Origin of the sequence: Ochrobactrum soli, from assembly GCF_003664555.1 — a bacterium.
In the GTDB taxonomy this organism is placed as follows: Bacteria; Pseudomonadota; Alphaproteobacteria; order Rhizobiales; family Rhizobiaceae; genus Brucella; species Brucella teleogrylli.
The window spans coordinates 55216-76973 of record NZ_RCHH01000016.1 but is presented as its reverse complement, the minus strand read 5'-3'; the positions used below and the strand labels follow the sequence as shown (position 1 = coordinate 76973).

Sequence of the window (21758 nt, the reverse complement as noted above, 5' to 3'; positions counted from 1 at the left end):
TTTGAAAGCAGTTGCTAACTTATGTATGGGCATTGTTTGATTAGCGTTCCTTTTAATTTCAAAACAATGCGGACACCCTCATCTTGGCAATAAGTGGAATACCTGTGTGGCAATGGTTGGTGAATCAGGGACAAAATGATGGCAACCAGAATTCATAGTTCCCGGCGTCAAATATTGATTATATCCGCCTGTCTGACAGCAGTTGCCGGAACGATAGCGCTATTGTTTTTCATGGCCTGGGTTACATGGCGAACCGCTACTCATAAGGAGTTGCTTGCACTCAACACCTATGCCGATCAGACCGTAAAACGCGCGCTACATGTCTTTGAGGAAGCACGATCGTCGTTGGTCGACATGCAATCCTTCTCGGAGCGCCGCTGTTCAGATGCGCACATAATCCGGATGCGTGATCAGACGATCAATACGACTTCGATCGAAGAGATCGGATATTTTGAAAACGACATTCTGAAATGCACATCGTGGGGTAAGACCAGTCCCGCGGTCCGGCGCGCTAAAGCGGACTTTGTTACTTCGGATGGATTGGACGTTACGTTTCGTTTAACGCCTTCGGCCAGTAAGACAGGCCAAATGACAGCGATCGCTCTCGGTGACTATAACGCGCTGATTGTTCCAGCCCGGTTGATCGACGTGCCGGTAAACGGAGAAATCGCCACAGTCTTATTGAATGAGCACGATCAGGTTCTCGCAAGCCGCGATCCGTTTAACTATTATCCAGACGACGATACGAGCTTTGACGCCAATCGCCTCAAGAAATCCGGTTATCTGGTTGGTGTTAGTGCAATCAACGGTCTTAAAGCAATTGCAATTGAGCCACGCTCCAGACTTGTTATTCGTGTGGGTACAGAATTGCCGGGTTTCCTTTTTGCAGGTCTGTTTGCCACGGTATTGTTTCTCATAGCTGTCTACTGGTACTTTGCCAACCGCCTTTCTCCCAAAGCTGAACTCGCAACTGCGATTAACAACCGCAATCTGATCGTCGAATATCAGCCAATTATCGACTTAAGTTCCGGTACGTGTGTCGGCGCGGAAGCACTGGTGCGATGGCGAATGCCCGATGGAACACTCGTTCGTCCTGACTTGTTTATCCCACTGGCTGAAGAAACAGGATTGATTGTAGAGATTACGGATCAGGTCATTGACCTTGTGATCGCGGAGCTAGGCGACATGCTCGCCGATGACAAAACTATGCATATCGCAGTTAATATCAGTTCTTCAGACATTCAGTCCGGACGTGTTCTGCATTATTTGCGAGATAAGCTACATTCGACGGGTATAGAGAACAATCAAATTTGGCTGGAAGCAACGGAGCGCGGCTTTCTTGAAATCGATTCAGCGCGTGCAACCATAGATCAGGCACGAGAAATTGGTCACGCCATTGCGATAGATGACTTTGGAACAGGCTACTCAAGTCTGCAATATTTGCAAAGCCTCAATTTGGATGCGATCAAAATCGACAAGTCGTTTGTTGATACGATTGGTCAAGCACCCGCCAAACACTCCGTCATTTTGCACATCATAGATCTTATCCATGCCCTGGAATTAGTTTCAGTTGCAGAAGGGGTTGAGACCGAAGAGCAAGCAGCATTTCTGCGCGAGCACGGAGTAGCCTATGCTCAAGGCTGGCTATTTGCGAAACCGCTTCCTGCCCTGGCTTTCATCGACTTTCATAAACGCCGCAATGAGAACCATTCAGCGGCCGTTGCTTAACATCTAAGAGCCGAACCGAAAATTAAGTTGAGCGATTTTTCATAAATTTTGAGCGCCGTTTATTTTAAACTATTTATATGATTATTAAATGTAACCTAAATATCTGTCAATCTAGGCTCAAATTTATAAATTATTCTTTAGTTTTCTCTAATATACAGGAGGTCATGAATCTATTGCTTGGCGGAACCAGAAGCCGAGCCACATTGGTGGGATGATGCATCGGAAGATACCAATCTTATGAACAGCCTGCATTATATCCGGTTTGTAGATCAATTCGGCGATATCAGCTGGTTCGGACGCAATCTACAACTCGATTTTCCGGACATGAATGCGATTGATATTAATCGGCCATCCTTCACAATACCCTGCAATTTGCCGCCGATTGCCTCTATATTGCCATTATAGCCCCTAATAACGGTGCTGTTGGGCAACATATTCGCCGGTGCCAAATGGCGTTTGCTGGAATTCCGCATGGCGCGTGTGAACAAAGACATGAACCGCACGGGTTTTTGCCACAGAACAAGGGTGAGGGCGTGGCTCAGTTCGACAACTGCGAACTTGCCGATGACGCTGTCGTCATCCGTGGTTGCGCAGAAGGGCAAACTCCTTGCCTAGGCTCTACGCACCAGCATGGCGATCATTCGCTCGCGTAGCGTGGCGAGAGGTTCGCGTTGGTTGAAGATGCAACCGTTGCGCCGGAGCGTAAGCGTAGCCCTGTTTAATGTGGTGCTCGTGCCCGATCGTGAGTTTTCCTGCTGTGGGTTTGGGGGCAGGATTTGGCAGGCGCGATCGTAGTCACGTCAGCCGATGGCGAAGCGTGGCCGGATTAAAATATAGCAATTGGTAGGCCAGATTGGCGTAGGTTCCAGCTGGGGAGTTGTCCATATGCGAGCATGTTCAAACATGCGCCTGATTGCCAGTCAAGAACCTTGGCGCCAATTTCTCCCCCAAACAGCATTATGGCCCTTCGCCGCCGGGTCGATCTGAACCACTGTTCCCGGCATTGAGCAATGTGATGGCTCCCAACCCACAATGTGGCTAGAGTTCAATTGCGCCCACCTCTTCACCGCATGCGCGGAAGCTTTAAAAGATGGTCGCCGTTCTCGCGCACGAAGTACAAAGCAGTGCTCGCAATGCGGTTATAAATGCTTGCGTCTGCCCTTGTGACTTTGGTCAGAGATCGATGTGCTCCTGTTCCGATAATCTACAGAAGCTACCCGCGGGGCCTTCATTGCGGTCGCCATTCGCGTCAAGATAATCTTGCTAACGATAAGGATCGGCGCCGCAAAAACGAAAAGCAATGCAATCGTGAAAAATGCCGTATCGAAAGCGATTACTGTAGATTGGTAGGCGACAGCCTTGCTCAATAACGCCTTGGACGCCTGATTTGCAGCAGCCGTAGTCATCCCGCGGGCCTCGAAAACTGCCACACTTGTTCCTAACCGATCGCCTACAGCAGAATATCCAGCTGTGATATGGCTGGCGAGCACAGATACATTGCCTGCGATATTCCGCGTCATAAGAGACTGAAGACAAGCTATTCCCAGAAGACCGCCAAACTGCCGGCCAGTATTGAAGATGCCGATAGCGGCAGGGAGACTACGTGCACTCATCCTACTGAATGCGATCAAGGTAATAGACAGAAATAGAAAGCCAAGGCTCAAGCCCCGCAGGAGAACGGCGTTCAACATGTCGTCCATTCCGCTGTCGCCTGCGGAGCCTGACAGGAGCCACATAGCGATCATGATCATCACGATCCCGAAGGGTACGGTGACAATTGGAGAGACGCCCAGGCCCTGGAATACGAAGGCAGACAAGAAAAGCGAAAATACAAAAGGAATACTACTGGCGAGCAAAAGAATACCGGTATCCGTTGGCGTGAAAGCCAGGACCGAGATTGCAAAACTCGGAATCAAATAAGTGCTTCCAAACAATGCCGCACCAGCTACAAAACTTACTATGAATGCGAACGTAAAATCGACGGACCTGAAAACACTGAGCTCGAGCAGTCCTTCATCCTCAGGCCGGCTCGCTTGGTGACTAATAAACAGGCAAAGCGTCACCACACCTATTCCGGTCAGCCACCGGATGCGACCTTCATCGAACCAGTTCCAGCGGTCGCCCTGGTTGAGCACATAGACGAGGCAGAAAAGCGTGATTGATGCCAGTAGAAGGCCACTCCAGTCAAAGCGCCTATAGGGAATATAGGTGCCGATGGTTTCTTCTGATAGGAGAACAAGCCCGGCTGCCAGCAATCCGATAGGAACTACTGAGAAAAAAATCCACTTCCAAGAATAGCTGTCCAATAGCCATCCTTGCAGTACCGGTACGAGGGTCGCCGGTGCAACCACAGCCCCTGTTGCAAACAAGGCTTGTAGAACAGGCTGGCGAGAAGGCGAAAAGTCTCGAAAGATAACGGTTTGTCCGATTACCAGTAGGAGACCTCCCGAAAACCCCTGAAATGCGCGCAGAACAATCAGCAAATCCAATCGGGTCGTCAAGGCAGTGGCCGCACTTGCCAATGTTATCATCACAGTCGCCGCAACAACGATAATCCGCAAATTAACGGTCGTCGCAATCCAAGATGCCATAAGGAACGCGATCATCTTCAGTGTCGTATATCCGATGTCGAGCCAGGCGAATTCGTCGGGAGTAGCGTATACATCACCGATTATATGACCTTTGCCAAGCGTCAAAGCGGTACCCGCAATCGCCTCAGTCAAAGTGGCAATCACAATGCCCGCGAGGAGGAGGCATCCTGTATTCTGCCTGGTTTGGCTCGAGACGCTTGGGGGAGAGAGCATCAATTCTCACTCCCCAAATCGATCTTGACCCGCGCGGAAAGTCCAGGAACCAGACGGCCGGGAAGTGGATTCTGAACAAGTTTGATCTTGACTGGAACACGTTGCACGACGCGGACGAAATTGCCAGTAGCATTATCAGCGGGCAGGAGACTGAAGGCCGATCCGCTACCCGGTGCAAAGCTGTCAACTTTTCCCTCGATAATTGTTCCTGGATAGGCGTCGACCGTTACCTGGGCCCACTGACCGGGTTGAATATTCTCAATCTGTGTTTCCTTGAAATTTGCGACAATCCATACGTCCTTGATTGGGACCAGATCGATCAGTGAAGCTCCAGGGGATACCAGGCGTCCGACGCGAACCTGACGGTTACCAATAACGCCGTCAAAGGGAGCACGGACGACTGTATTGTCGAGATCAATTCGGGCCAGGTCACGCGCAGCCCTGGCTTGAAGCACAGCAGCCAGGGCTGCTTCCTTTTGTGTGGTGAGAACCTTGATACGTGTTTCTTGTGCCTCCAGCGCGGCTTGAGCGCCTAATAAGCCAGCCTCTGCTTTTGACCTCGCAGCGTCACTTTCATCGACCTGAGCTCTGCTGACCGAATTTGTGCGAACAAGTTCACGCTGTCGCTGAGACGCTTTGACCGCGAGAGCAAGATCTGCCCCTGCTGCCCGTTTCTGTGCCGTCGCCTGCTTGACCAGAATATGCTGAAGCTGGATCTCCGCCTCAACATTTTCGATATGTGCCTGTGCCGCCTGCACATTTGCTTCAGCCTGCGCCAGACGTGCGCGGAAATCCCTGTCATCGATTCTGAACAGAACATCATTTGCTCGTACAGTCTGGTTGTCGGCTACATCAACCACGGTGACATATCCGTTTACTTTGGATGCTATAGAGGTTGTATTGCCACGAACATAGGCGTTGTCAGTTGTCGCTCGCTCAGTCGAGCTCGCCCACATCCAGCCTCCTGCAGCGGTTGCTACGGCAATGAGACAAAATACCAGGCCAACGATTTTCTTCTTACTGGTCGACATGTTTACACCAAATGGTAATCATCATTACCGTTGACAGATATGGTAATGCCAATTACCAGTCAAGCGGCAATATTGAAGAGGCAGATATTAAGTGACCGCCACGAAAAGCGAACGGACACAACTTCGACGGCAGGCTATTCTTCGTGCCGCAGCTCAGCTTTTTTTCGAGCAAGGCTACGCAACCACCAGTATCGATGCGATCATCGAGCGTACAGGTGGATCAAAGCGAACAATCTACAGCGAGTTTGGGAACAAGGAAGGATTGTTCCTGGCACTGGTCGCCGACAGTGCTGATCGCGCAATCTCTGCACTCTCTCTAGACTACGATACCCAAAGTGACTTGCCCAACACGCTGACGATCTTTGGAACTCGCTTACTTGCGGTTTACATGAGCCCTTCGGTCCTGGGTATTTATCGTATCATTATCACTGAAGCTGGTCGAATTCCCGATCTTGCACGCTTGTTCTACGAAAGAGGTCCGGGGCGTACTACGGTGCATCTTGCTAAAGTTCTACAAGCTGCAGCCGATCGCAAAGAAATTCGGATAGGTGATCCGTTGCTTGTTGCGGGGCATTTTGTTGGAATGATCCGCGACAATCTTCATTTGCAGGTCGTGCTTGGTTTGCGACCTCCCCCTACCGAAGGGGAGGCGCAGGCCACTGTTGCCTCTGCAGTAACGCTGTTTCTAAATGGTGTGCGGCCTCGGTGAGATTATTACGCCCATGCCGGAACCAGAACACACACATTGGGAGAATCAAGCCTTGGCCGCCACCGGAAGGCGGAACGGCGCGCCGAGGCGATTGAACGCGTTCATCGCGGCGATCGTAATAGTGAGATCGACGAGGTCCTTCGGCTCGAAGGCGGCTGAGGCGGCGGCATAAGCCTCGTCGGAGGCATGGGTCTGGCTGACATTTGTAACTTCTTCGGCCCAAGCGAGTGCGGCCCGTTCCTGGTCGTCAAACAGATGGGGCACCTCGTCCCAGACCGGTAGTAGAGTGATCTTGTCTACCGACATCGTTTTGCGAAGGTCACGGCTGTGCATGTCGATACAGTGGGCGCAGCCGTTGATCTGCGACACGCGCAGAAAGACGAGGTGGATCAACTCTTCCGGTAGATTCGTCTTGGTTGTGACGTAATGGTGGACCCCGTAAAGCGCCTTTGCACCTTCGGGTGCGACTTGGGACCAGTTGATTCGGGACATGTTACATTCCTTTCTTGAGGGCGAGACTCTTCTTCCGCCGGAGAGCCGCCGTTGCCTATTCAAAGATTAAGAAGGGTTCAGGAACCGTGCCGTCCGACTAGGGCTTGCGCGGGATCGTCAGGTCGGTATCGTTGGAATCGACGACGAAGACGGCGAGCAGTTTCGCTGGCTCTGTCTTGCTGGCATTGGCGGAGACGTCGTGCAGGTCGCCGGGAAGTTCCGTGAAGCTCTGGCCAGCAGTAAAGGTTTTTACCTCGCCACCGTTCACCGCGCTCAAAATTGACCCCTCGAGGATCGTTGCGTAGATCAGGGCGGACTTCGCATGTGTGTGCGCGGAGCTATAACCGCCGGGCCCATACTCCACTAATGCAGCTTTGATGCTTTTGCCTGGAACGTCTGGAAGAGCATGCTCGTAGACCAGTGTCACTTTGGCGTCCTTCGTATCATATGCGAGTGCAGTCTTAGTGACGTCGTGAGCATGAGCTGTGGCCAACGATGCTGCGAGCAGCGCGGCAACATAGATGAACTTCTTCATGATTTTCTCCTGTTTTTGTGTTGGTTATGCGGTAAGCCATTCAGCGATCGTCACCCGGCCTTCAATGTAAGCTCCGCTTGGGACGAGCGATCCGTTGATGACAGGGGCGCCGAAGTAGTCGACTTCCGCGTCCGCTTCGATGGCGGGAACGTCCCCCCTTGCCTCGAGATACGCCCGGATAAAGGACTCGAACGATGCCCGTTCCGGCCCAGCAAGATCGATAATTCCGTTCTTCGGTTCGCCTAGCGCAGTCTCGACCAGAGCCGCGGCGACGTCGTCGGCCGCGAGTGGCTGGAAGTCGATGTCAGGCACCTTCACCCCGCCGTCGACTGCATAGGCGCCTGCCAGCGTCTCGATAAATTCATGGAATTGCGTCGCTCTAACGATGGTATAACCTTGGCCTGAGGTTGCGACGGTCTCCTCCTGCACTACTTTGCCCGCCATGTAGGGATTGGCAGCAAGACCGTCCGCGTTGACGATCGAGAGGACGACGTGATGGCGCACGCCCGCGGCCTTTTCCGCGTTCGTCAGGTTCCTGCTTGACGTCCCGAAGAAGTCGACGAGTGCTTCCTTGTCAAAGGACATCATGTTTGACACATCAATGACGGCGTCGGCGTCTGCGATGGCTTCTACCAGTCCTTCTCCCGTATAGGCGTTGATACCGTTGCGAGAGCTTGCGATGACGGCGTTTTGGCCGGCGTCCTGCAGCAGCTTCACTACCTTTGATCCGATTAGGCCCGTGCCGCCGATCACGACGACCTTCTTCATCTTGGTCATGTTATTTTCTCCTATGACGAGGCGCGATTGCCCGTCTTGCGTTCGTGGAGTTCAAGGAAGGCGCATCCGCGAGCGGCGATACCGCCGTCGTCGTCAGCACCGAGACCCGCCAAAAGGTCCGCGACCGACACCTTGGCGAGCTCTGCACGATAGGCCTTCTCGGCCTTAAGCATCGCGGCATTAATTTGGCAGGGCTTGGTAAAGTAGCGCTGCGGCAGTGGGTTCGGCCCGCGCTGGCGGATCTCGGCGCACCGAAAGGCGGGGGCCGGTCCCTCGACCGCGAGGACGATGTCCAGGAGACTGATGTCACTAGGCGCCTTTGCCAGCCGATAGCCCCCTTTCGGCCCCGGTGTCGTCGCGACTATCCCGGCGCCAGAAAGCGCTTGCAAATGCTTCAGCAGATAGCTCGTCGACACGCCGTGGAGTTCGGCCAGTGCTGCCGCCGACAGGACGCCGTCGTCGGACAGCCCCGCCAGAAATGCCGCACAGTGGATGGCCTGCTCGACGCCTTCGCTCAGTTTCATGTTACATCTCCTAATCGTAGATATAATTTATCTATGATTAGGTTCATTGTCAATACCTGTTTAGATCGAACGTATTGATCATGGAATTGCCCGACTTTCGGAAAGCAGCGAGTATGATAATCGGTGCCGGTGCCCCAACGTATAAGCAACCTCTCGAAATGAAGCTGATCGCCGTATTTCCAATAAGTACTAACGTTGTGGTGAAGGTTCCAGGAAATGCGTCGGTCATCCGAGTAGCCTTGACTGCATCTTGAAAAACGCCCCATACGCAAAACCTCCGCCCCTCCGATCATTTCACGCAAGACGAGAAGGGCAGCACGGGGTGAGATATCGTGCTTGTGGCGATTATGCTGGCTGAAACCAATGGCCTCGCCAGCACCAGTTCAATGAACCCGGCAGATTTGACGAGGCGCGACGGCCGGTAAGCCGCCGCCCTAACATCTAGCGCGCTAGCAACAACTGGTCATGCTCTTTGAAACCGAGGTCGATCCCGGCAATCTGCCCGTCAAGACTGGCGCGTAGCTGTGTTTCGAAATCGCGATGACCCGCCGATTAACACGAAGAGTTTTTAGGCAGCCCATATTGAACGACAGCAAATGTGTTTGGCTTGTCAACCCATCGCGGGTAATGGTCAGGGCGTGATCGGTTGAGCGAATATCGCAAACCACCTGCTGCAGCATCGAGTCCTCGATCTCGACCAACTCCTCATTGAACCACAGCGATGAAAGGTCTCGACAAACCAGAACTCTTCGATGTTCCCTTTCTCCACTGGCGACTGCTCAAGTCTCTCATCGAGACTCGCGAGAGCGACACCGACGTCGAAAGACGCTCGCATAAGTAATTGGGCGGAATATTTGTTAGCGGCTCATTTGTTTTTGCCGTAGAGTCAAGAATGCCTGTCGCCGTTTTCAGCAATAGCGGGACTGTTCTCCGATCCGTAAAATTTTCAAAGGCTGACGCTCATTGTGAAACTTGAATCCAGGTGGTTTGATGACCACTTCCGCCCCCAATTCATCCGTGAAGTTCATGGTGACACTTGACTGAAAGCTGCCCATCGCAGCATATTGCGCTCATTCCCGGTTCGGGCGATATTTGGTGCTACCGACAATATGGGGTAGATTCACTGTTGACCGACGAACCGGCCAAGGGCCCAGCCTCCTACTTACCTTCAATTGAAAAGAAGTACGGGCGTCCCCTCTTCCATTGGCAGGAGTTAGTACGTAAGGGTATCCCGGCAAAGCATATGGATTTCGTCGCAATGTTGAAGAACGAGCAAGGAATGGGACACGGGCACGCAAACGCCGTTGTCGCACACACATTGGCGCAGGGCAAAAAAGTAACTTGACGACGGCGGTCAAATGGATCGCCGCCCGGGTTGCTAGCCGCATTATTTGGAGGTTGCATGGCGAACACTTTTCCTCATGGCACTGTTCACGAGGCACGCGAGGATCTTCAGGCTGCCCTGCTATCGGATCCGAATGTCTTCGTGCTGTGGGAAAGCCTGACGCCGCTCGGCCGGAATGAATTCATCTGCTGGGTGGATGATGCAAAACAGCCAAAGACGCGCCGGCGTCGCATTGAACGAACCTGTGACGAACTGTTGGAAGGCAAGAAACGCCCATGCTGTTGGGCGGGCTGCGTTCACCGCACCGACAAAGCGCCAAGCCGATGGCAGCAGGCAGTCTTGATAGATCACCAGGGGAAGAATAGGCCGTAAACCTCAAAGCGAATGTCCCGTTGTCATTTTTCCCAGGAAACAGCCGCCAGACTGCTGCCCACCCCATGGAAGACAAAATGGATAGCCTCGAGACGGACTCTTTTTCATTGGGTTGATGACCTTGATTGCATCGATCGAGATTGCATAAGTCCTGTTCATCCTCGTCGACCAATCACCCTCCCCTATGACCTTGCTGACAGCGCGCATGGCCGATGACGTAATACCCACACCCGTCTATCTATAAACCGCGCACGAAAACCGGCCAGAAGCGATAACTCGTATGGGACGAATGTGCGCGCCAGATTTTCAGAAAACGGAGCAATTGGTTGGCGTGTTGGTGTTTCTGATTTCATGTCAAGAATCCGGCACGCGCCGGGACATTGGCGTCCGTTTTCCAGATTGCCAGTCAAGAACATGATCAGCCCGATCAATTTTGATCCGAGGCAAATGTAGTAGAGCGCGTGCCGTTGCATTCATTATCGGATGGTGATCTTTAAAATAACGGCTTGGTCAACATCAGCCATATGATGGCCAAAACTGCGGTAAATGCCGGAAAGCCAAAAGCAAACCACCAACGATAGAGACGATGATAGGCCGCCGGCAGTGCTTTTCCCTCGTAAGCAGCCAAACGCGCCATATTCCGCAACCGAATCTGCATCCAGACAACTGGCAGCCAGAATGCACCAACAAAGATGTAGAGCGCCAACGACAGTCCAATCCAACCGGATAAGACAGGCCATCCAACTTCGCGTGCAAGCAAATAGCCGGTGACTGGCTGGAAAATGGCAGCAGTTGCGGTGAAAACCGTATCAGCCAATACGACGATGCCACCGACATGAGCAATCAACCGCGGGTCTGCCGATCGATTTGAGATGACCATGAAAAACGCGATACCCGCGCCGGTGCCAAGTAGCACCGTTGCACCAATCACATGCAGAAAACGCAGAATATCGTAGGTCATCGCGCCTCCTGCATCATCACAATGATCGCCGCCAAAACAATAGATGGAACCACTTTGACCATCGGTCCAAGCGGATCAAGCCACAGATCTGGCGCGACCGCCAGACCACCGAAGAGATAGCAGGCCGAAAGCATTATCATTCCAACCGCTGCCAGGCGCGTTGCGGAACGCCAAAGGATCGCTAGGCCCAATGCGATATCTGCAAATGCGCCGCCATATAATGTAATACCCGCCAGCCACGCCGGAACGTGATGTCCTTCGAGAATAGCCATAGCGCGCATCGGAGATATTAATGCGAATAGCCCCGACACGCACCAAAACAGCGCAAGCGTGGCGATGGCCAGTGGCAGCATGAAGTACATCCGAGCGAAAAGCCGTTCCTGTCGGGTGGACGGCAGACTTCTCAGTGTCGAAACTAGCGAACGACAGGGGTAACCGCCCGCCTCAAGCCATACGCTAGGATCGCCTTGTATCCCGCCGGCGAGCGCCTGTAACGCAGTGCTGCGCATCGGCGAGCGCCACCCAAGCCAGCCGAGCAGATCAGCGCCCTTCCCCACTAATTTCAGTACCAGTGCGGGCATTTTTGGGCGCAACCACGGAGGTGAAAAACCCTGCCATTGTCTGATCCCGTCGACAAGTTCGGAGAAGCTTCGAGCCTCCGGCTCGGTGAGATCGGCAATAAGGCCCGATGGTAGCTTTCCCGTTGCCGCTGCCACTACGGCCATTGCCACATCATCGATATGAACAGTCTGCACCTGAGCATGAGGCAAAACACGCGGCAAAATTAACGGTAAACCAGCCACGCCACGTAAAAGCGCTGTGCCGCCATAGGCATCTGGCGACAAAACAAGCGTTGGACGCAGGATCACGCAATCTCGTCCGCTCCTCGCCAGTATTTCGTCGCCGCGCGCTTTTGACCGAAAGAACTCCGTTGATGCTTCGGTTCCAACTCCAGCCGCCGAAATCTGGACAATGCGTAAGGAAATGTCCTTCGTTGCCTCGACCAGACGAGCTACCGTTGTGACGTGGATGGCTTCAAGACCGTCTCGCGCGCCGTCTTGCAGTGCTCCGGCAGCGTTCACAATTACATCGACATTTCCCAGCAACACTTGCCACTCGTCGACCGAGATGGTGGGAATGTCGCGGATCAACCATGTCCCATCGGCGTCAGCGGCGAGCGCAGCATGACGCGACCGTCCTACGCCGACAACTTCAAAATTTGCGTTAGCCAAAGCCCGCATGCACGCTCTGCCTATGAGCCCGTATCCGCCCAAAACGATGGCCTTACGCATCGAAGCTCCCATAGATGCACGACGTACATATATTAGCTCCTCAGTATTGCCATGGGCAGTGCGACTGAAACGCACGTGGGCGGCCCCCCGAACCTGGCTGGATGCCCCGTCCATCCTCACTTAATTTTTCAAGGACTTGAATGGGGCCGGAAGGAGAATGTCCGCTCATCTCGCAAGAGTCATGGAAGCGGATATCATGCTTTAGTGGAATTGAACTACTGCTAGCGAGACGGTCATTGCGAAACGGCAATAACAACCTTGCCCTTGGCCCGCCCGGTCTCGACATAACCCAAGGCTTCTGGCGTCTGCGCAAAGGGATACACCTTGTCCACGATCGGACGAATGGGGCCAGCGTTGCTCAGCTTAGAGATCTCCCTCAGTTGCTGCCCTTCGGCGCGCATCTCTGCGCCGGCGTGTAGATCCCGGCGTGACCTGATAGCCCTGCCACTGCTGAGAAATTTGGGTTGCTTCGGTAATGATCAGGCCAGCCGAGGCGCGCTGGGCATAATACTCGGGGGTCAGGGTACCGGGCACGAAGCCCGCGCCTGCACCGTTGCGTGTGAGCGGCGCAATGACAACCCGGTTTGAAAGGGGATGTTGCCGAGGGCGACGGGTTCGAAAAGAGGGCTGCGGGTCATGATGTACCTGTGATGTTACTTCTGCAGTGGGGGCTTAATGGGAATGCTTAGGCGGGAGTGCGATAGCGTTCGGCCGGAACCGCGTTGACAAGGTTTCCGAGCATCGCTTTGCGGGCTCCATCGAAAGCGTCCCACTGTCCGCCGTCGTGCAGCGGCGGGATGGTGACCGGCTCGCGACTGTCGAAGCCGACGAGGGCGGCATCCACCAGATCGCCCACTTCCATGACATTGCTCATGGCGTTCACGTCTGCGCCGACATGATCCCAGATCTCGGTGCGGGTCGTGGCGGGAAGTACGGCCTGGATGTACACGCCCTTAGGCCCGAGTTCATGTGCCAGCCCCTGCGACAGGAAGAGCACGAAAGCCTTCGTCGCACCGTAGACGGTCATGCCGAACTCTGGCGCTAGACCGACGACCGAACCGATATTGATGATCGCGCCCTCGCCTGCCTTGGCAAGACGGGGAGCAATAGCGCTGGAAAGTCGGACGAGTGCGGTCGCATTGAGCGCAACGAGCTTGGTCATGTCATCGACATTCTGGTCGACGAAGCTTCCGCCGATCGCCGTTCCGGCATTGTTGACTAGGACGCCGATGCGCGCATCGTCGCGCAGCCTCGTCTCGACCTTGGCAAGATCAGTCGCCTGGGTGAGATCGGCTTGGAGGATATCTACCGTGACTCCCGTTTCCTGGCGCAGGCGGCCCGCAAGCGCTTCCATGCGCACCGCGTCTCGGGCGACCAGTACGAGATCATGGCCGCGGCGCGCGAACCGTTCGGCATAGGTGGCGCCGATGCCCGTGGAGGCGCCGGTAATGAGGACTGCGGAATCTTGGCTCATCGGATTGCTCTTTTCTGTCATTGACCCTATATTCATGACAGTCATCATGAATATATCTAAATATGATGGTCATCATGTAAATGTCAACGGGTGTTGCGGAGAATTTTGAAAATGAAGGTCAGCCGAGAACAGATGGCAGAGAACCGTCGCCGGATCCTGGACGTCGCCAGCCGGTTGTTTAAGGACAAGGGGTTCGATGCGGTGAGCGTTGCAGAGGTCATGAAGGCAGCGGGCCTGACCCATGGCGGCTTCTATGGACACTTCACATCGAAGGACGACCTGGTTGCGCAGAGTCTGGCGCACGCGCTTGCAGCAGACAGCGTCGGCAATGGCGAGTTCAGCGATTTCGTCCGGTCTTATCTAGCGCCTCGCCATCGGGATAATCCCGGCAATGGATGCCCGACGGCGGGCTTGGCCGCTGCCATTCGTCACCAGACGCCCGCAGCGAAAGGCGCCATGACCGAAGGTCTGCGGACACAGATTGCTCGTATCGAGCAAGCACTTCCGGACGACGGCGCGGTCGACAAGCGCCGGGCAGCGATCGGAAGCTGGGCGGCAATGATCGGAGCCGTCATCCTCGCGAGAGCGGTCGATGACCCCGAATTGTCTAATGAGGTTCTTGAGCAGACCCGCGATTGGATCGACACTCAGGTCGAATAAGAGCAGGAGAGGCGAATTTCGAGTGCCTAATCTACGTCTGCTTGGAGGATACGCTCGAACTTCACGTGACGGCAGAAATGAAGGCGCAAAGCCCTCCGGCAGCTTCCGACCCACTGCGGTCGTTCGAAAACAGGGGGCGAAGACAACCAAAGCGGACCAAGTAGGTCTCTGTCATCTTGAATCATTTCTGCCACTTGTTTCAGGCAGACGGTCCCAAAACTCGAGATGATTTCGGCAAGGTAGAATCTGATTCCGAAAATCTGCATAGTCATGTCCGCCCTGAGGGTGGCAGGCGTTTAGCCGGTGCCTTAGGATTATCCTCTAATCAAATTTTCTGGAGCCGCGTTTTCGGAGGTCTGCAGGACTTTCGCGAATGCTGAAAGACGGCTGTCAGGAGCGGACTAATATCATGTCCGTCAGAATAAAGAGAAGATCATCATGCCGGCGAACACTATAAGCAGCACGATGTAAAACGGACGAAATAGATAGAAACGCTGCCAATTCGTGAGGCCGAGAGCATTGATGTAAACGCGCTCATCAAGCTTCAGATTGTCCGCGCCGCTATCGACGGAAAAATCACCGCCGTTACTCTTATAAAATCGGTACTCCTTGATCTGCGCGACAATTTGGTGAGCCGCCAGAAGAATGACCGCCACAAACGCGGCTGAAAAAATCAAGAATTCCAATAATAGCATAACTCGAAAACGCCTCTTTAATTCGCAGGGCAGGGATAAATAGCAGCCAGCGCCTCAATCACCAATGTAGATGCTCTCCTTTTAAGACGCTCCGGCGTGACGCTTCGAAGATGCGTGTATACGCGATCTGTCAGCTCATGGGGGAGAACCGATCCGGCCCCACACCAGTCCGTCCCGCTGGTAGCATCAGCCACCCCAGCTATATAAGCACTACCACGAGCGCCCGACGTTATACGACCAGCCTCACTCTGCAGAGCGCCATCATCGAACTTTCCTTCGAGCGCTTTGACCAACTCAGTCCCGTTGATGATCCAGTCGCGGGCCTGATCGTTGTCAGATTCTGCCGATGCAACATTGATGGCCAAACCTATCGACAGTATAGCCGCCGGAAAAGTTGTCCGCAATTGGTACGCTGCTGTCATCTTCCGCTCCGTTGATCTGGCGGCACCGGCGCTGCTCGAACGCAGGCGGTTATCGACGTGAATGACCCAATGCACGCTGGAACGGGCAACATCAGATCGTGTATCGCTCATAGGCTTCGAGCAGAAACTGCTTGCCTTTCTCGGTCAAGCGCGACGCGTCAACGAATGCGGAAAACGAGTCGGCCTGATCCCGCATATTGTCGAAATGGGCGATCATCTCCTTGCTCCCGAACACAACGTGGAAACGCTCGCCAGCGGGCAGCCAAACAAAAAGCGGGCTTGGTGAGAACTCCAGAATGACGTCCTCATGGAAAACTTGAAAAAGACTGTCCCATGCGCAAACCGGATCGCTGCTGGTGGTTTTCTCCGGCTGCTTGCCGAACTCGGCATGATAAATAAAGACGGATCCTCCGAGGTTTCCAGCAATCCTTGCCAGGGCAAGGAACGCGGCCCTATCGAGAACATCAGGGAATACCCGAGATTCGAGCCCGCGTGCCAGAAGGAATGCAGGGCGCAGAAGGCGCATTTCATCGAGCGCATCATCAAACAGCGTATCCACTATATTGCACCATACATCTTTGACAGCGTTTATCGCAATACTCCCGCAGACCCTCTCAAAACTCCGGGCGCCTGACAATCCCATTTCGATCTTCACGTGATCTATGGATCTGCTTCAATCATTCTCGAAGCATTCAGCGCGATTAGCGCAGCTGTTACTTGACCGCACCATTGAGATAGAGGTCTTCACCTCGCTGCAGCGGCGTGAAAATGAACTCGTCTTTTCTGAGAAAGCGGTTGAACCAACTTAAAAGATCATCTTTGGTCGACGAGTTGCGATATCCGATCAGCTTGACGGCCAGGGGAGCACTAAAGGCTATGTCAAAGGCGGTAGCGAACTGGGTGGTGCCTGAAAGCTGAACCGAAAACATGCCACCACCGTCGTGACGGATGGAAATTTCCGCACGAGCGAAAAACTCATCGCTGTAGGTGGTGATAAGACCTGGGGCTTCCCACCAATCTTCACTCGTCAAAGCGTTTCGAGTTCCTTCTCCCTGGAAGTCGGCCCGGATTTCCTGGAGGCTGCGATAGTCACGGTTCTCGAAACGCTTCAAAGGTATTTTGAGCCACTGTGTATCCAGACCCGGGTTCAACCACTGGGAGACGTCATCCTCGGGGTCATTGTTGGGATCGAAGAAGAATTTCGGAGATTTCACTTCTAAATCCAAGACGACGTAGTCATCCAGCTGCTGACCAGGCCAAGATCCACTTGAGGCCCGCAAGGTAATGCGTGGCTCTTCGACTGGAAGGTCGAGCGGATAGCTCTGATAAACAAGCTTAAAATGTCCCATGCGGTTCCCCGGTCTGAAAACTCAATGTGGATTCCTTAAGATAGCGGCTGATGGTTATACTTTACTATGTCACATCTTTCTGCAACAGATCGCTCGCAATTACTGCTTCTGCCGGAAGCAGTCGATGATTATGTGGGACCTGACAACTTGGTCCGCTTCATCGAGGACATCGTTGACGACCTCGATCTCAAGGCTGCCGGATTCGTGCGGGTTGTCAGCTTGAAGTGCTTAGGCCCCTCTCCACCCCATAATTGTCGTTAGCAGCAAGAAAAAGCGGAACGACCGCTTTGGAAAGCTTGAGAATGCTAAGCTAATGTCCGGAATAAGACGCATTACTGACCGGCCGCTTTCAACCTTACAGCGGCTAATTTTCGCTAAGCCGGCGGATAATTCGGCGACGGCGGCGTCGCGAAGGTGATCAGATTGCCATCGGGATCACGCACTTGCGCCAGCGTTGAATAATCGCCCGTGATGTCATCACCCAGCATGATCCCAACGCCACGCAACCTCTCCCGTTCGGCGTCGACGTCGTCGACAATAAGGAAGATTGCTCCTCGCCCGGAGATTTCATCGTCCGTCGAAATCCCCACTCCGGCCTGATTGAACAGCTCCCACTGAACAAGTGTACCCATCGGTCTGTTATCCGGTCCGCGACCGAACAGTTTCGTATACCAGGCTTCGGCAACTCCAAGGTCAGCGGTGAGCAAGAACGTGTAAATCTTGTGCTGTGACATTCGCTTTCTCCGCAAATGGCAATGTCATTGGAGCCATCCAGCCTAACATAAAGCGTGCCGTGACCGAACGCCCCGCTTGTTTGACCCAGATTCAGCAGCAAGCAATGCGGCTAAGCAACCGAGGATGGACGCAGAAAATCACGTCACAAAGGGCATGATATCGATGCCGTCACCTGGAAACACCGTGATATGCGGGTGATCCTGAAACAGCTTGGCCGCAGCATCCGCGGTTTCAGCGTCCACCACCAGATAACCGCAGAACGGATTCTTGGCTTCAGCGATCCCCTGCCTCGTCACACGCGTTGTCTTCCCCACCATGCCCCCGCGATCGAGGATGACCGCAGCGTTGCGTTCTTCCCACGCCATCCATTGGGCTATTCCCTTCGCATCGACCGCGTCCTGCTCTGCTTTTGACAGGCGTCGAAAGGATGCCAGGTCTTCAGAATTGATTGTATATACAGCCAGAAATCTCGGCATCGGTATTCCTCCCTCAGCTTTTAAACACTGTCAGTTTAGCGTCACTGCGTCGGAAATCACGCAATATCGCTCGTCGAGATCATGCGCAGGCGCGAGCGGCCGATGAAGCGACGTCTGCCGTACTTGTAGCGGATGCGCCCTGCTTGCCGGAGGCTCCTGCTGATTCCATGCATCTGATTAGGGCATTCAAGAAACGAACCGGCCAAACGCCTGCTGCCTGGCGGCGCGAGAACAGCCTTCGATAGAATCGCCGGCGACATCAATGAGGGCAAGACCGTACATGGAAGCGCAAGAACGTGCATGGCATCGGACACGGACGCGCGTATAGTCAGCTCAATTCTGCAATCAGGTAGGCTCTCATTTGGATCAGATACTCGCCATACGGACCTTCGTGCGCGTTGCCGAGGCAGGATCTTTCGCCAAGGCGGCGGACAGCATGAATTTGCCCCGCTCATCGGTCAGCAAGCTCGTTCAGGATCTCGAGGCCCATCTCGGGACGAAGCTGGTTGAACGCACCACCCGGTCGGTGACGATGACCACGGAAGGCGTCAACTATCATGAGCGCGCTCTTCGTCTGCTTGCCGACCTCGACGATATGGACGGTACGGTCGCGGGCGCGCGCAGCACGCCTAAGGGAAAGCTTCGGATCGATATCGGATCGGTGCTAGCGAATGAAATCCTCATTCCGGCCCTGGCCGACTTCCAGCTTCAGTACCCCGACATCGATCTGATGTTGGGCGTCAGCGACCGCTCGGCCGACCTTATCGGCGAAGGCATCGATTGCGTCATTCGCGGGGGAACGCTTGCCGACTCCTCAATGATGGCGCGAAAGCTGTGCGAGCTCGACTATGTGCTCTGCGCCGCGCCCAGCTATCTGAACGGACGAGACCCGCCGGCGCGTCCGGAGGATGTCCAGTCACACCGCGTCGTCAGCTATTTTTCCGCATCCTCGGGAAAGCGATTTCCCCTGCGCTTCCAGCGCGGTGATGAGCGCATCGAATATGCGCCCAGTTCCGCAGGCATCTCCGTCAATGAAAGCACCGCGCATCTGAACGCGCTGCTGGCCGGATTGGGGATCGGTCAGAGCTTCGGCTTCCTGGCGAGACCGCACATCGAGCGCAGCTCGCTGGTCGAGTTCCTTCCGGAGTGGAAACCCGAAAATCACACCCTCCATCTCGTCTACCCGGCCGACAGATTTCCGAACCCTCGGCTGCGCGCCTTTGCCGACTGGGCGGCCAGGATTTTCGAGCGGGTCGACGCCAGACGCGCCGCCGCACCCGAGATCATCCATGCGGATGGATAATCTCTCCACGCCGAGCGACTTCTCGCCGCCACGCTAGCCGACTAGATTTCCCTCATCGGACGGCGACGACAGGCAGGAAGCCAACGCCACCTCCCGAACAGTTTCAACACATCAACAGGCCGCGCGCATTCGGGCTGAACCCTTCCGCGCGCCCAGCATCAGGAGAAAGTAAGATGACCAACAGGCTCGCAAACAAGATCGCGGTCGTAACCGGCGCCACCAGCGGGATCGGCCTTGCAACCGCCAAGCTCTTCGCGGCGGAAGGCGCCCGCGTTTACATCACCGGCCGCCGCAAGGATGCGCTGGACAAGGCGGTGGCCGAGATCGGCCACGGCGCTGTCGGCATCCAGGCGGATTCCGCGAAGAATGAGGATCTCGACAAGCTCTTCGCTCAGGTCAAGTCGGAGCAGGGACGCGTTGACGCCCTCGTCGTTAACGCCGGTGGTGGCAGCATGCTGCCGCTCGGCCAGATCACCGAGGAGCAGATCGACGATACCTTCGGCCGCAATGTGAAGGCCGTCATCTTCACCGTGCAGAAGGCGCTTCCGCTGATGGGCCAGGGCTCGTCGGTTGTCCTGACCGGATCGACCGCGGGCACCGAAGGCACCGCGGCTTTCTCGGTCTATTCCGCCTCCAAGGCAGCGGTCCGCAACCTCGCCCGCTCCTGGGCGCTCGATCTCAAGGGGACCGGCATCCGCGTCAACGTCGTCTCGCCCGGCGCGACCCGCACCCCGGGCCTCGTCGAACTCGCCGGCGACGACAAGCAACAGCAGCAGGGTCTTCTCGACTATCTCGCCTCGCGCATCCCGCTCGGCCGCGTCGGCGAATCCGAGGAGATCGCCAAGGCGACACTCTTCCTCGCTTCCGACGATGCAAGCTTCGTCAACGGCGCCGAACTGTTCGCCGACGGCGGCCAGGCTCAGGTCTAACCAAACGACGGGAGTGGCTGACGGCCACTCCCCTTTCTCAAGGAGTTAAGGCGATGCGCGCTGCAGTCTATTTCAAGCATGGAAAGCCCGAGGCCGTCCTTCAAGCCATAGAAGTCGAAGATCCGAAACGTCCGGGGCGCGGTGAAGTCCTGATCCGGGTGCTGTTGCGCCCCGTCCATCACGGCGACCTTCTTGGCGTGGCGGGACGCTACCAACCAGGATCGGTAGTTCCAAAAGAAGGCGTGCGCGTCGGCTTCGAAGGCTACGGCATCGTGGAGGAAGCTGGAGATGGCGTCGATCTCAAGCCTGGCGTCCGCGTCGCGTTCTTCCCTGGCCGGGGAGCCTGGAGCGAGAAGACGATCGTCTCGGCCGAATACGTCACCGAGATCCCGGCCAACGTATCGGATGAAGCTGCTGCGCAACTCCACGTCAATCCGCTGACGACGGCGCTTCTGCTGCGGGCGGTCGAGACTTCAGGCGCCAAACCCGGGCGGGACGTCGTCGTTTTGACGGCCGCCGGATCCGCCGTTGCCCGACTGACGATCGGACTCCTTCTCGATCGCGGCTTCGACGTGGTTGGTGTCGTCAGGCGTGAAGCCGGCGTAAACGAACTCAACGTCGTGTTCCCGGACCTGCCGGTCGTTTCCACCGACAAGGCCGGCTGGCAAGACAAGGTCATTTCGGCCGCCGACGGTCATCCGATCGGCGTCGTGCTCGACCCGGTCGGCGGCGAGACGGCCAGCGCGGCGGCCGGGCTGCTCACCCAAGGTGGCACCCTCGTATCCTATGGCGATCTGTCCGGGCAGCCGATCTCGGTGCCTGCCCTCTATTTCTCGACCCGCGACATCCGAATCTCGGGCGTGACCGTCGGGCGCTGGGCGAGCCTGCCGGTCGAGGTCCGTAAGGCCGACCTTAAGCTGGCGATAGAACTGGCCGCCGGCAAACCAGAACTTTTCCCGGTCGAGAAGACCTTCGATCTGGCCGATGTCGGCAAGGCCGCCGCACTTGTCGAACTGCCCGGCAAGACCGGTACGGTCCTGCTCTCCTCCTACTAGAAAGCTGCCGGGCACGGCACGCGCGCCGAAATCCGCAGCAAGAACGTCCAGACAGAGCAAATCCGAACATCGGCGCAGGCTCTGCGCCGA

Annotated in this window: 23 protein-coding genes and 2 pseudogenes; 8 read left to right on the top strand and 17 right to left on the bottom strand. The window is 55.2% G+C overall.

Features of this window, described 5'->3' with window-relative positions; genetic code table 11:
- The first annotated feature begins 138 nt into the window (after positions 1-138).
- Entirely contained in the window at positions 139-1728 is a 1590-nt protein-coding gene (locus D8666_RS20175) for an EAL domain-containing protein (protein ID WP_121539198.1), read from the top strand.
- A 1139-nt stretch (positions 1729-2867) separates the two neighbouring features.
- On the opposite strand, the gene D8666_RS20165 is transcribed toward D8666_RS20175, so the two are convergent.
- The gene (locus D8666_RS20165) at positions 2868-4532 is read right to left on the bottom strand and encodes a DHA2 family efflux MFS transporter permease subunit (protein ID WP_121539186.1); all 1665 of its coding nucleotides are present in this window, start codon (positions 4530-4532) and stop codon (positions 2868-2870) included.
- On the bottom strand, positions 4532-5563 hold the full coding sequence (locus D8666_RS20160) for an HlyD family secretion protein (protein ID WP_121539185.1): 1032 nt from the start codon (positions 5561-5563) through the stop codon (positions 4532-4534). Before D8666_RS20160 ends, D8666_RS20165 begins: the two co-directional genes overlap by 1 nt.
- Positions 5564-5654: 91 nt before the next feature.
- On the opposite strand from D8666_RS20160, the gene D8666_RS20155 reads away from it, so the two are divergent.
- Positions 5655-6272, top strand: coding sequence for a TetR/AcrR family transcriptional regulator (locus tag D8666_RS20155; RefSeq protein ID WP_121539184.1), 618 nt, complete (start codon positions 5655-5657; stop codon positions 6270-6272).
- A gap of 45 nt (positions 6273-6317) precedes the next feature.
- Here the strand turns inward: D8666_RS20155 and D8666_RS20150 are convergent, their stop codons facing one another.
- The 4 genes from D8666_RS20150 to D8666_RS20135 all read right to left on the bottom strand — a co-directional run bounded on the left by D8666_RS20150 (position 6318) and on the right by D8666_RS20135 (position 8600).
- On the bottom strand, positions 6318-6764 hold the full coding sequence (locus tag D8666_RS20150; RefSeq protein WP_121539183.1) for a carboxymuconolactone decarboxylase family protein: 447 nt from the start codon (positions 6762-6764) through the stop codon (positions 6318-6320).
- A gap of 97 nt (positions 6765-6861) precedes the next feature.
- A complete protein-coding gene (locus tag D8666_RS20145) occupies positions 6862-7299 on the bottom strand; it encodes a cupin domain-containing protein (protein ID WP_121539182.1) in 438 nt (145 codons plus the stop codon).
- A gap of 24 nt (positions 7300-7323) precedes the next feature.
- Positions 7324-8076 (bottom strand): SDR family oxidoreductase, encoded by a 753-nt coding sequence (locus D8666_RS20140; protein ID WP_121539181.1) that lies wholly within the window; start codon positions 8074-8076, stop codon positions 7324-7326.
- An 11-nt stretch (positions 8077-8087) separates the two neighbouring features.
- On the bottom strand, positions 8088-8600 hold the full coding sequence (locus D8666_RS20135) for an RrF2 family transcriptional regulator (protein WP_121539180.1): 513 nt from the start codon (positions 8598-8600) through the stop codon (positions 8088-8090).
- Positions 8601-9726: 1126 nt separating this feature from the next.
- Here D8666_RS20135 and D8666_RS20125 point away from each other — a divergent pair.
- Together D8666_RS20125 and D8666_RS20120 are read left to right on the top strand one after the other, a co-directional pair.
- A complete protein-coding gene (locus D8666_RS20125; RefSeq protein ID WP_121539197.1) occupies positions 9727-9945 on the top strand; it encodes a DUF4287 domain-containing protein in 219 nt (72 codons plus the stop codon).
- 57 nt (positions 9946-10002) lie between these two features.
- Positions 10003-10317 carry a YdeI/OmpD-associated family protein gene (locus tag D8666_RS20120; RefSeq protein ID WP_063620588.1) on the top strand — a complete coding sequence of 105 codons (315 nt, stop codon included), beginning with the start codon at positions 10003-10005 and terminating at the stop codon, positions 10315-10317.
- A 493-nt stretch (positions 10318-10810) separates the two neighbouring features.
- Here the strand turns inward: D8666_RS20120 and D8666_RS20115 are convergent, their stop codons facing one another.
- From D8666_RS20115 to D8666_RS20095, 5 genes and pseudogenes are all read right to left on the bottom strand, one after another.
- Positions 10811-11278: a DUF2269 family protein gene (locus D8666_RS20115; RefSeq protein WP_121539179.1), complete on the bottom strand. Its 468-nt coding sequence runs from the start codon at positions 11276-11278 to the stop codon at positions 10811-10813.
- Positions 11275-12570 (bottom strand): SDR family oxidoreductase, encoded by a 1296-nt coding sequence (locus D8666_RS20110; protein WP_167836133.1) that lies wholly within the window; start codon positions 12568-12570, stop codon positions 11275-11277. Before D8666_RS20110 ends, D8666_RS20115 begins: the two co-directional genes overlap by 4 nt.
- A 233-nt stretch (positions 12571-12803) precedes the next feature.
- A pseudogene (locus tag D8666_RS20105) lies at positions 12804-12971 on the bottom strand (zinc-binding dehydrogenase); the annotation flags it as partial.
- A 19-nt stretch (positions 12972-12990) separates the two neighbouring features.
- Positions 12991-13208, bottom strand: a pseudogene (locus D8666_RS20100) (oxidoreductase); the annotation flags it as partial.
- A 47-nt stretch (positions 13209-13255) separates the two neighbouring features.
- Positions 13256-14044 carry an SDR family NAD(P)-dependent oxidoreductase gene (locus D8666_RS20095; protein ID WP_121539195.1) on the bottom strand — a complete coding sequence of 263 codons (789 nt, stop codon included), beginning with the start codon at positions 14042-14044 and terminating at the stop codon, positions 13256-13258.
- A 111-nt stretch (positions 14045-14155) separates the two neighbouring features.
- On the opposite strand from D8666_RS20095, the gene D8666_RS20090 reads away from it, so the two are divergent.
- Complete coding sequence (locus D8666_RS20090) at positions 14156-14704, top strand: TetR/AcrR family transcriptional regulator (protein WP_121539178.1); 549 nt, start codon at positions 14156-14158, stop codon at positions 14702-14704.
- 416 nt (positions 14705-15120) lie between these two features.
- Here D8666_RS20090 and D8666_RS20080 read toward each other — a convergent pair whose 3' ends face one another.
- The 6 genes from D8666_RS20080 to D8666_RS20050 all read right to left on the bottom strand — a co-directional run bounded on the left by D8666_RS20080 (position 15121) and on the right by D8666_RS20050 (position 18381).
- Positions 15121-15381: a hypothetical protein gene (locus D8666_RS20080; protein WP_235859024.1), complete on the bottom strand. Its 261-nt coding sequence runs from the start codon at positions 15379-15381 to the stop codon at positions 15121-15123.
- 35 nt (positions 15382-15416) lie between these two features.
- Positions 15417-15821, bottom strand: coding sequence for a Rap1a/Tai family immunity protein (locus D8666_RS20075; RefSeq protein WP_167836131.1), 405 nt, complete (start codon positions 15819-15821; stop codon positions 15417-15419).
- A gap of 91 nt (positions 15822-15912) precedes the next feature.
- Entirely contained in the window at positions 15913-16380 is a 468-nt protein-coding gene (locus tag D8666_RS20070; RefSeq protein WP_100557343.1) for a hypothetical protein, read from the bottom strand.
- Positions 16381-16534: 154 nt separating this feature from the next.
- Positions 16535-17170, bottom strand: a complete 636-nt coding sequence (locus D8666_RS20065) for a hypothetical protein (protein ID WP_167836130.1) — start codon at positions 17168-17170, stop codon at positions 16535-16537.
- A 374-nt stretch (positions 17171-17544) separates the two neighbouring features.
- Positions 17545-17904, bottom strand: a complete 360-nt coding sequence (locus tag D8666_RS20055) for a VOC family protein (RefSeq protein ID WP_121539175.1) — start codon at positions 17902-17904, stop codon at positions 17545-17547.
- 138 nt (positions 17905-18042) lie between these two features.
- Complete coding sequence (locus D8666_RS20050) at positions 18043-18381, bottom strand: hypothetical protein (protein WP_121539174.1); 339 nt, start codon at positions 18379-18381, stop codon at positions 18043-18045.
- 361 nt (positions 18382-18742) lie between these two features.
- Here D8666_RS20050 and D8666_RS20040 point away from each other — a divergent pair, with 361 nt between their 5' ends.
- The 3 genes from D8666_RS20040 to D8666_RS20030 all read left to right on the top strand — a co-directional run bounded on the left by D8666_RS20040 (position 18743) and on the right by D8666_RS20030 (position 21668).
- A complete protein-coding gene (locus D8666_RS20040) occupies positions 18743-19684 on the top strand; it encodes a LysR family transcriptional regulator (protein ID WP_121539173.1) in 942 nt (313 codons plus the stop codon).
- Positions 19685-19857: 173 nt separating this feature from the next.
- Positions 19858-20613, top strand: coding sequence for an SDR family NAD(P)-dependent oxidoreductase (locus D8666_RS20035; protein WP_121539172.1), 756 nt, complete (start codon positions 19858-19860; stop codon positions 20611-20613).
- Positions 20614-20666: 53 nt separating this feature from the next.
- Complete coding sequence (locus D8666_RS20030) at positions 20667-21668, top strand: zinc-binding dehydrogenase (RefSeq protein WP_121539171.1); 1002 nt, start codon at positions 20667-20669, stop codon at positions 21666-21668.
- The last annotated feature ends 90 nt before the right edge of the window (positions 21669-21758 follow it).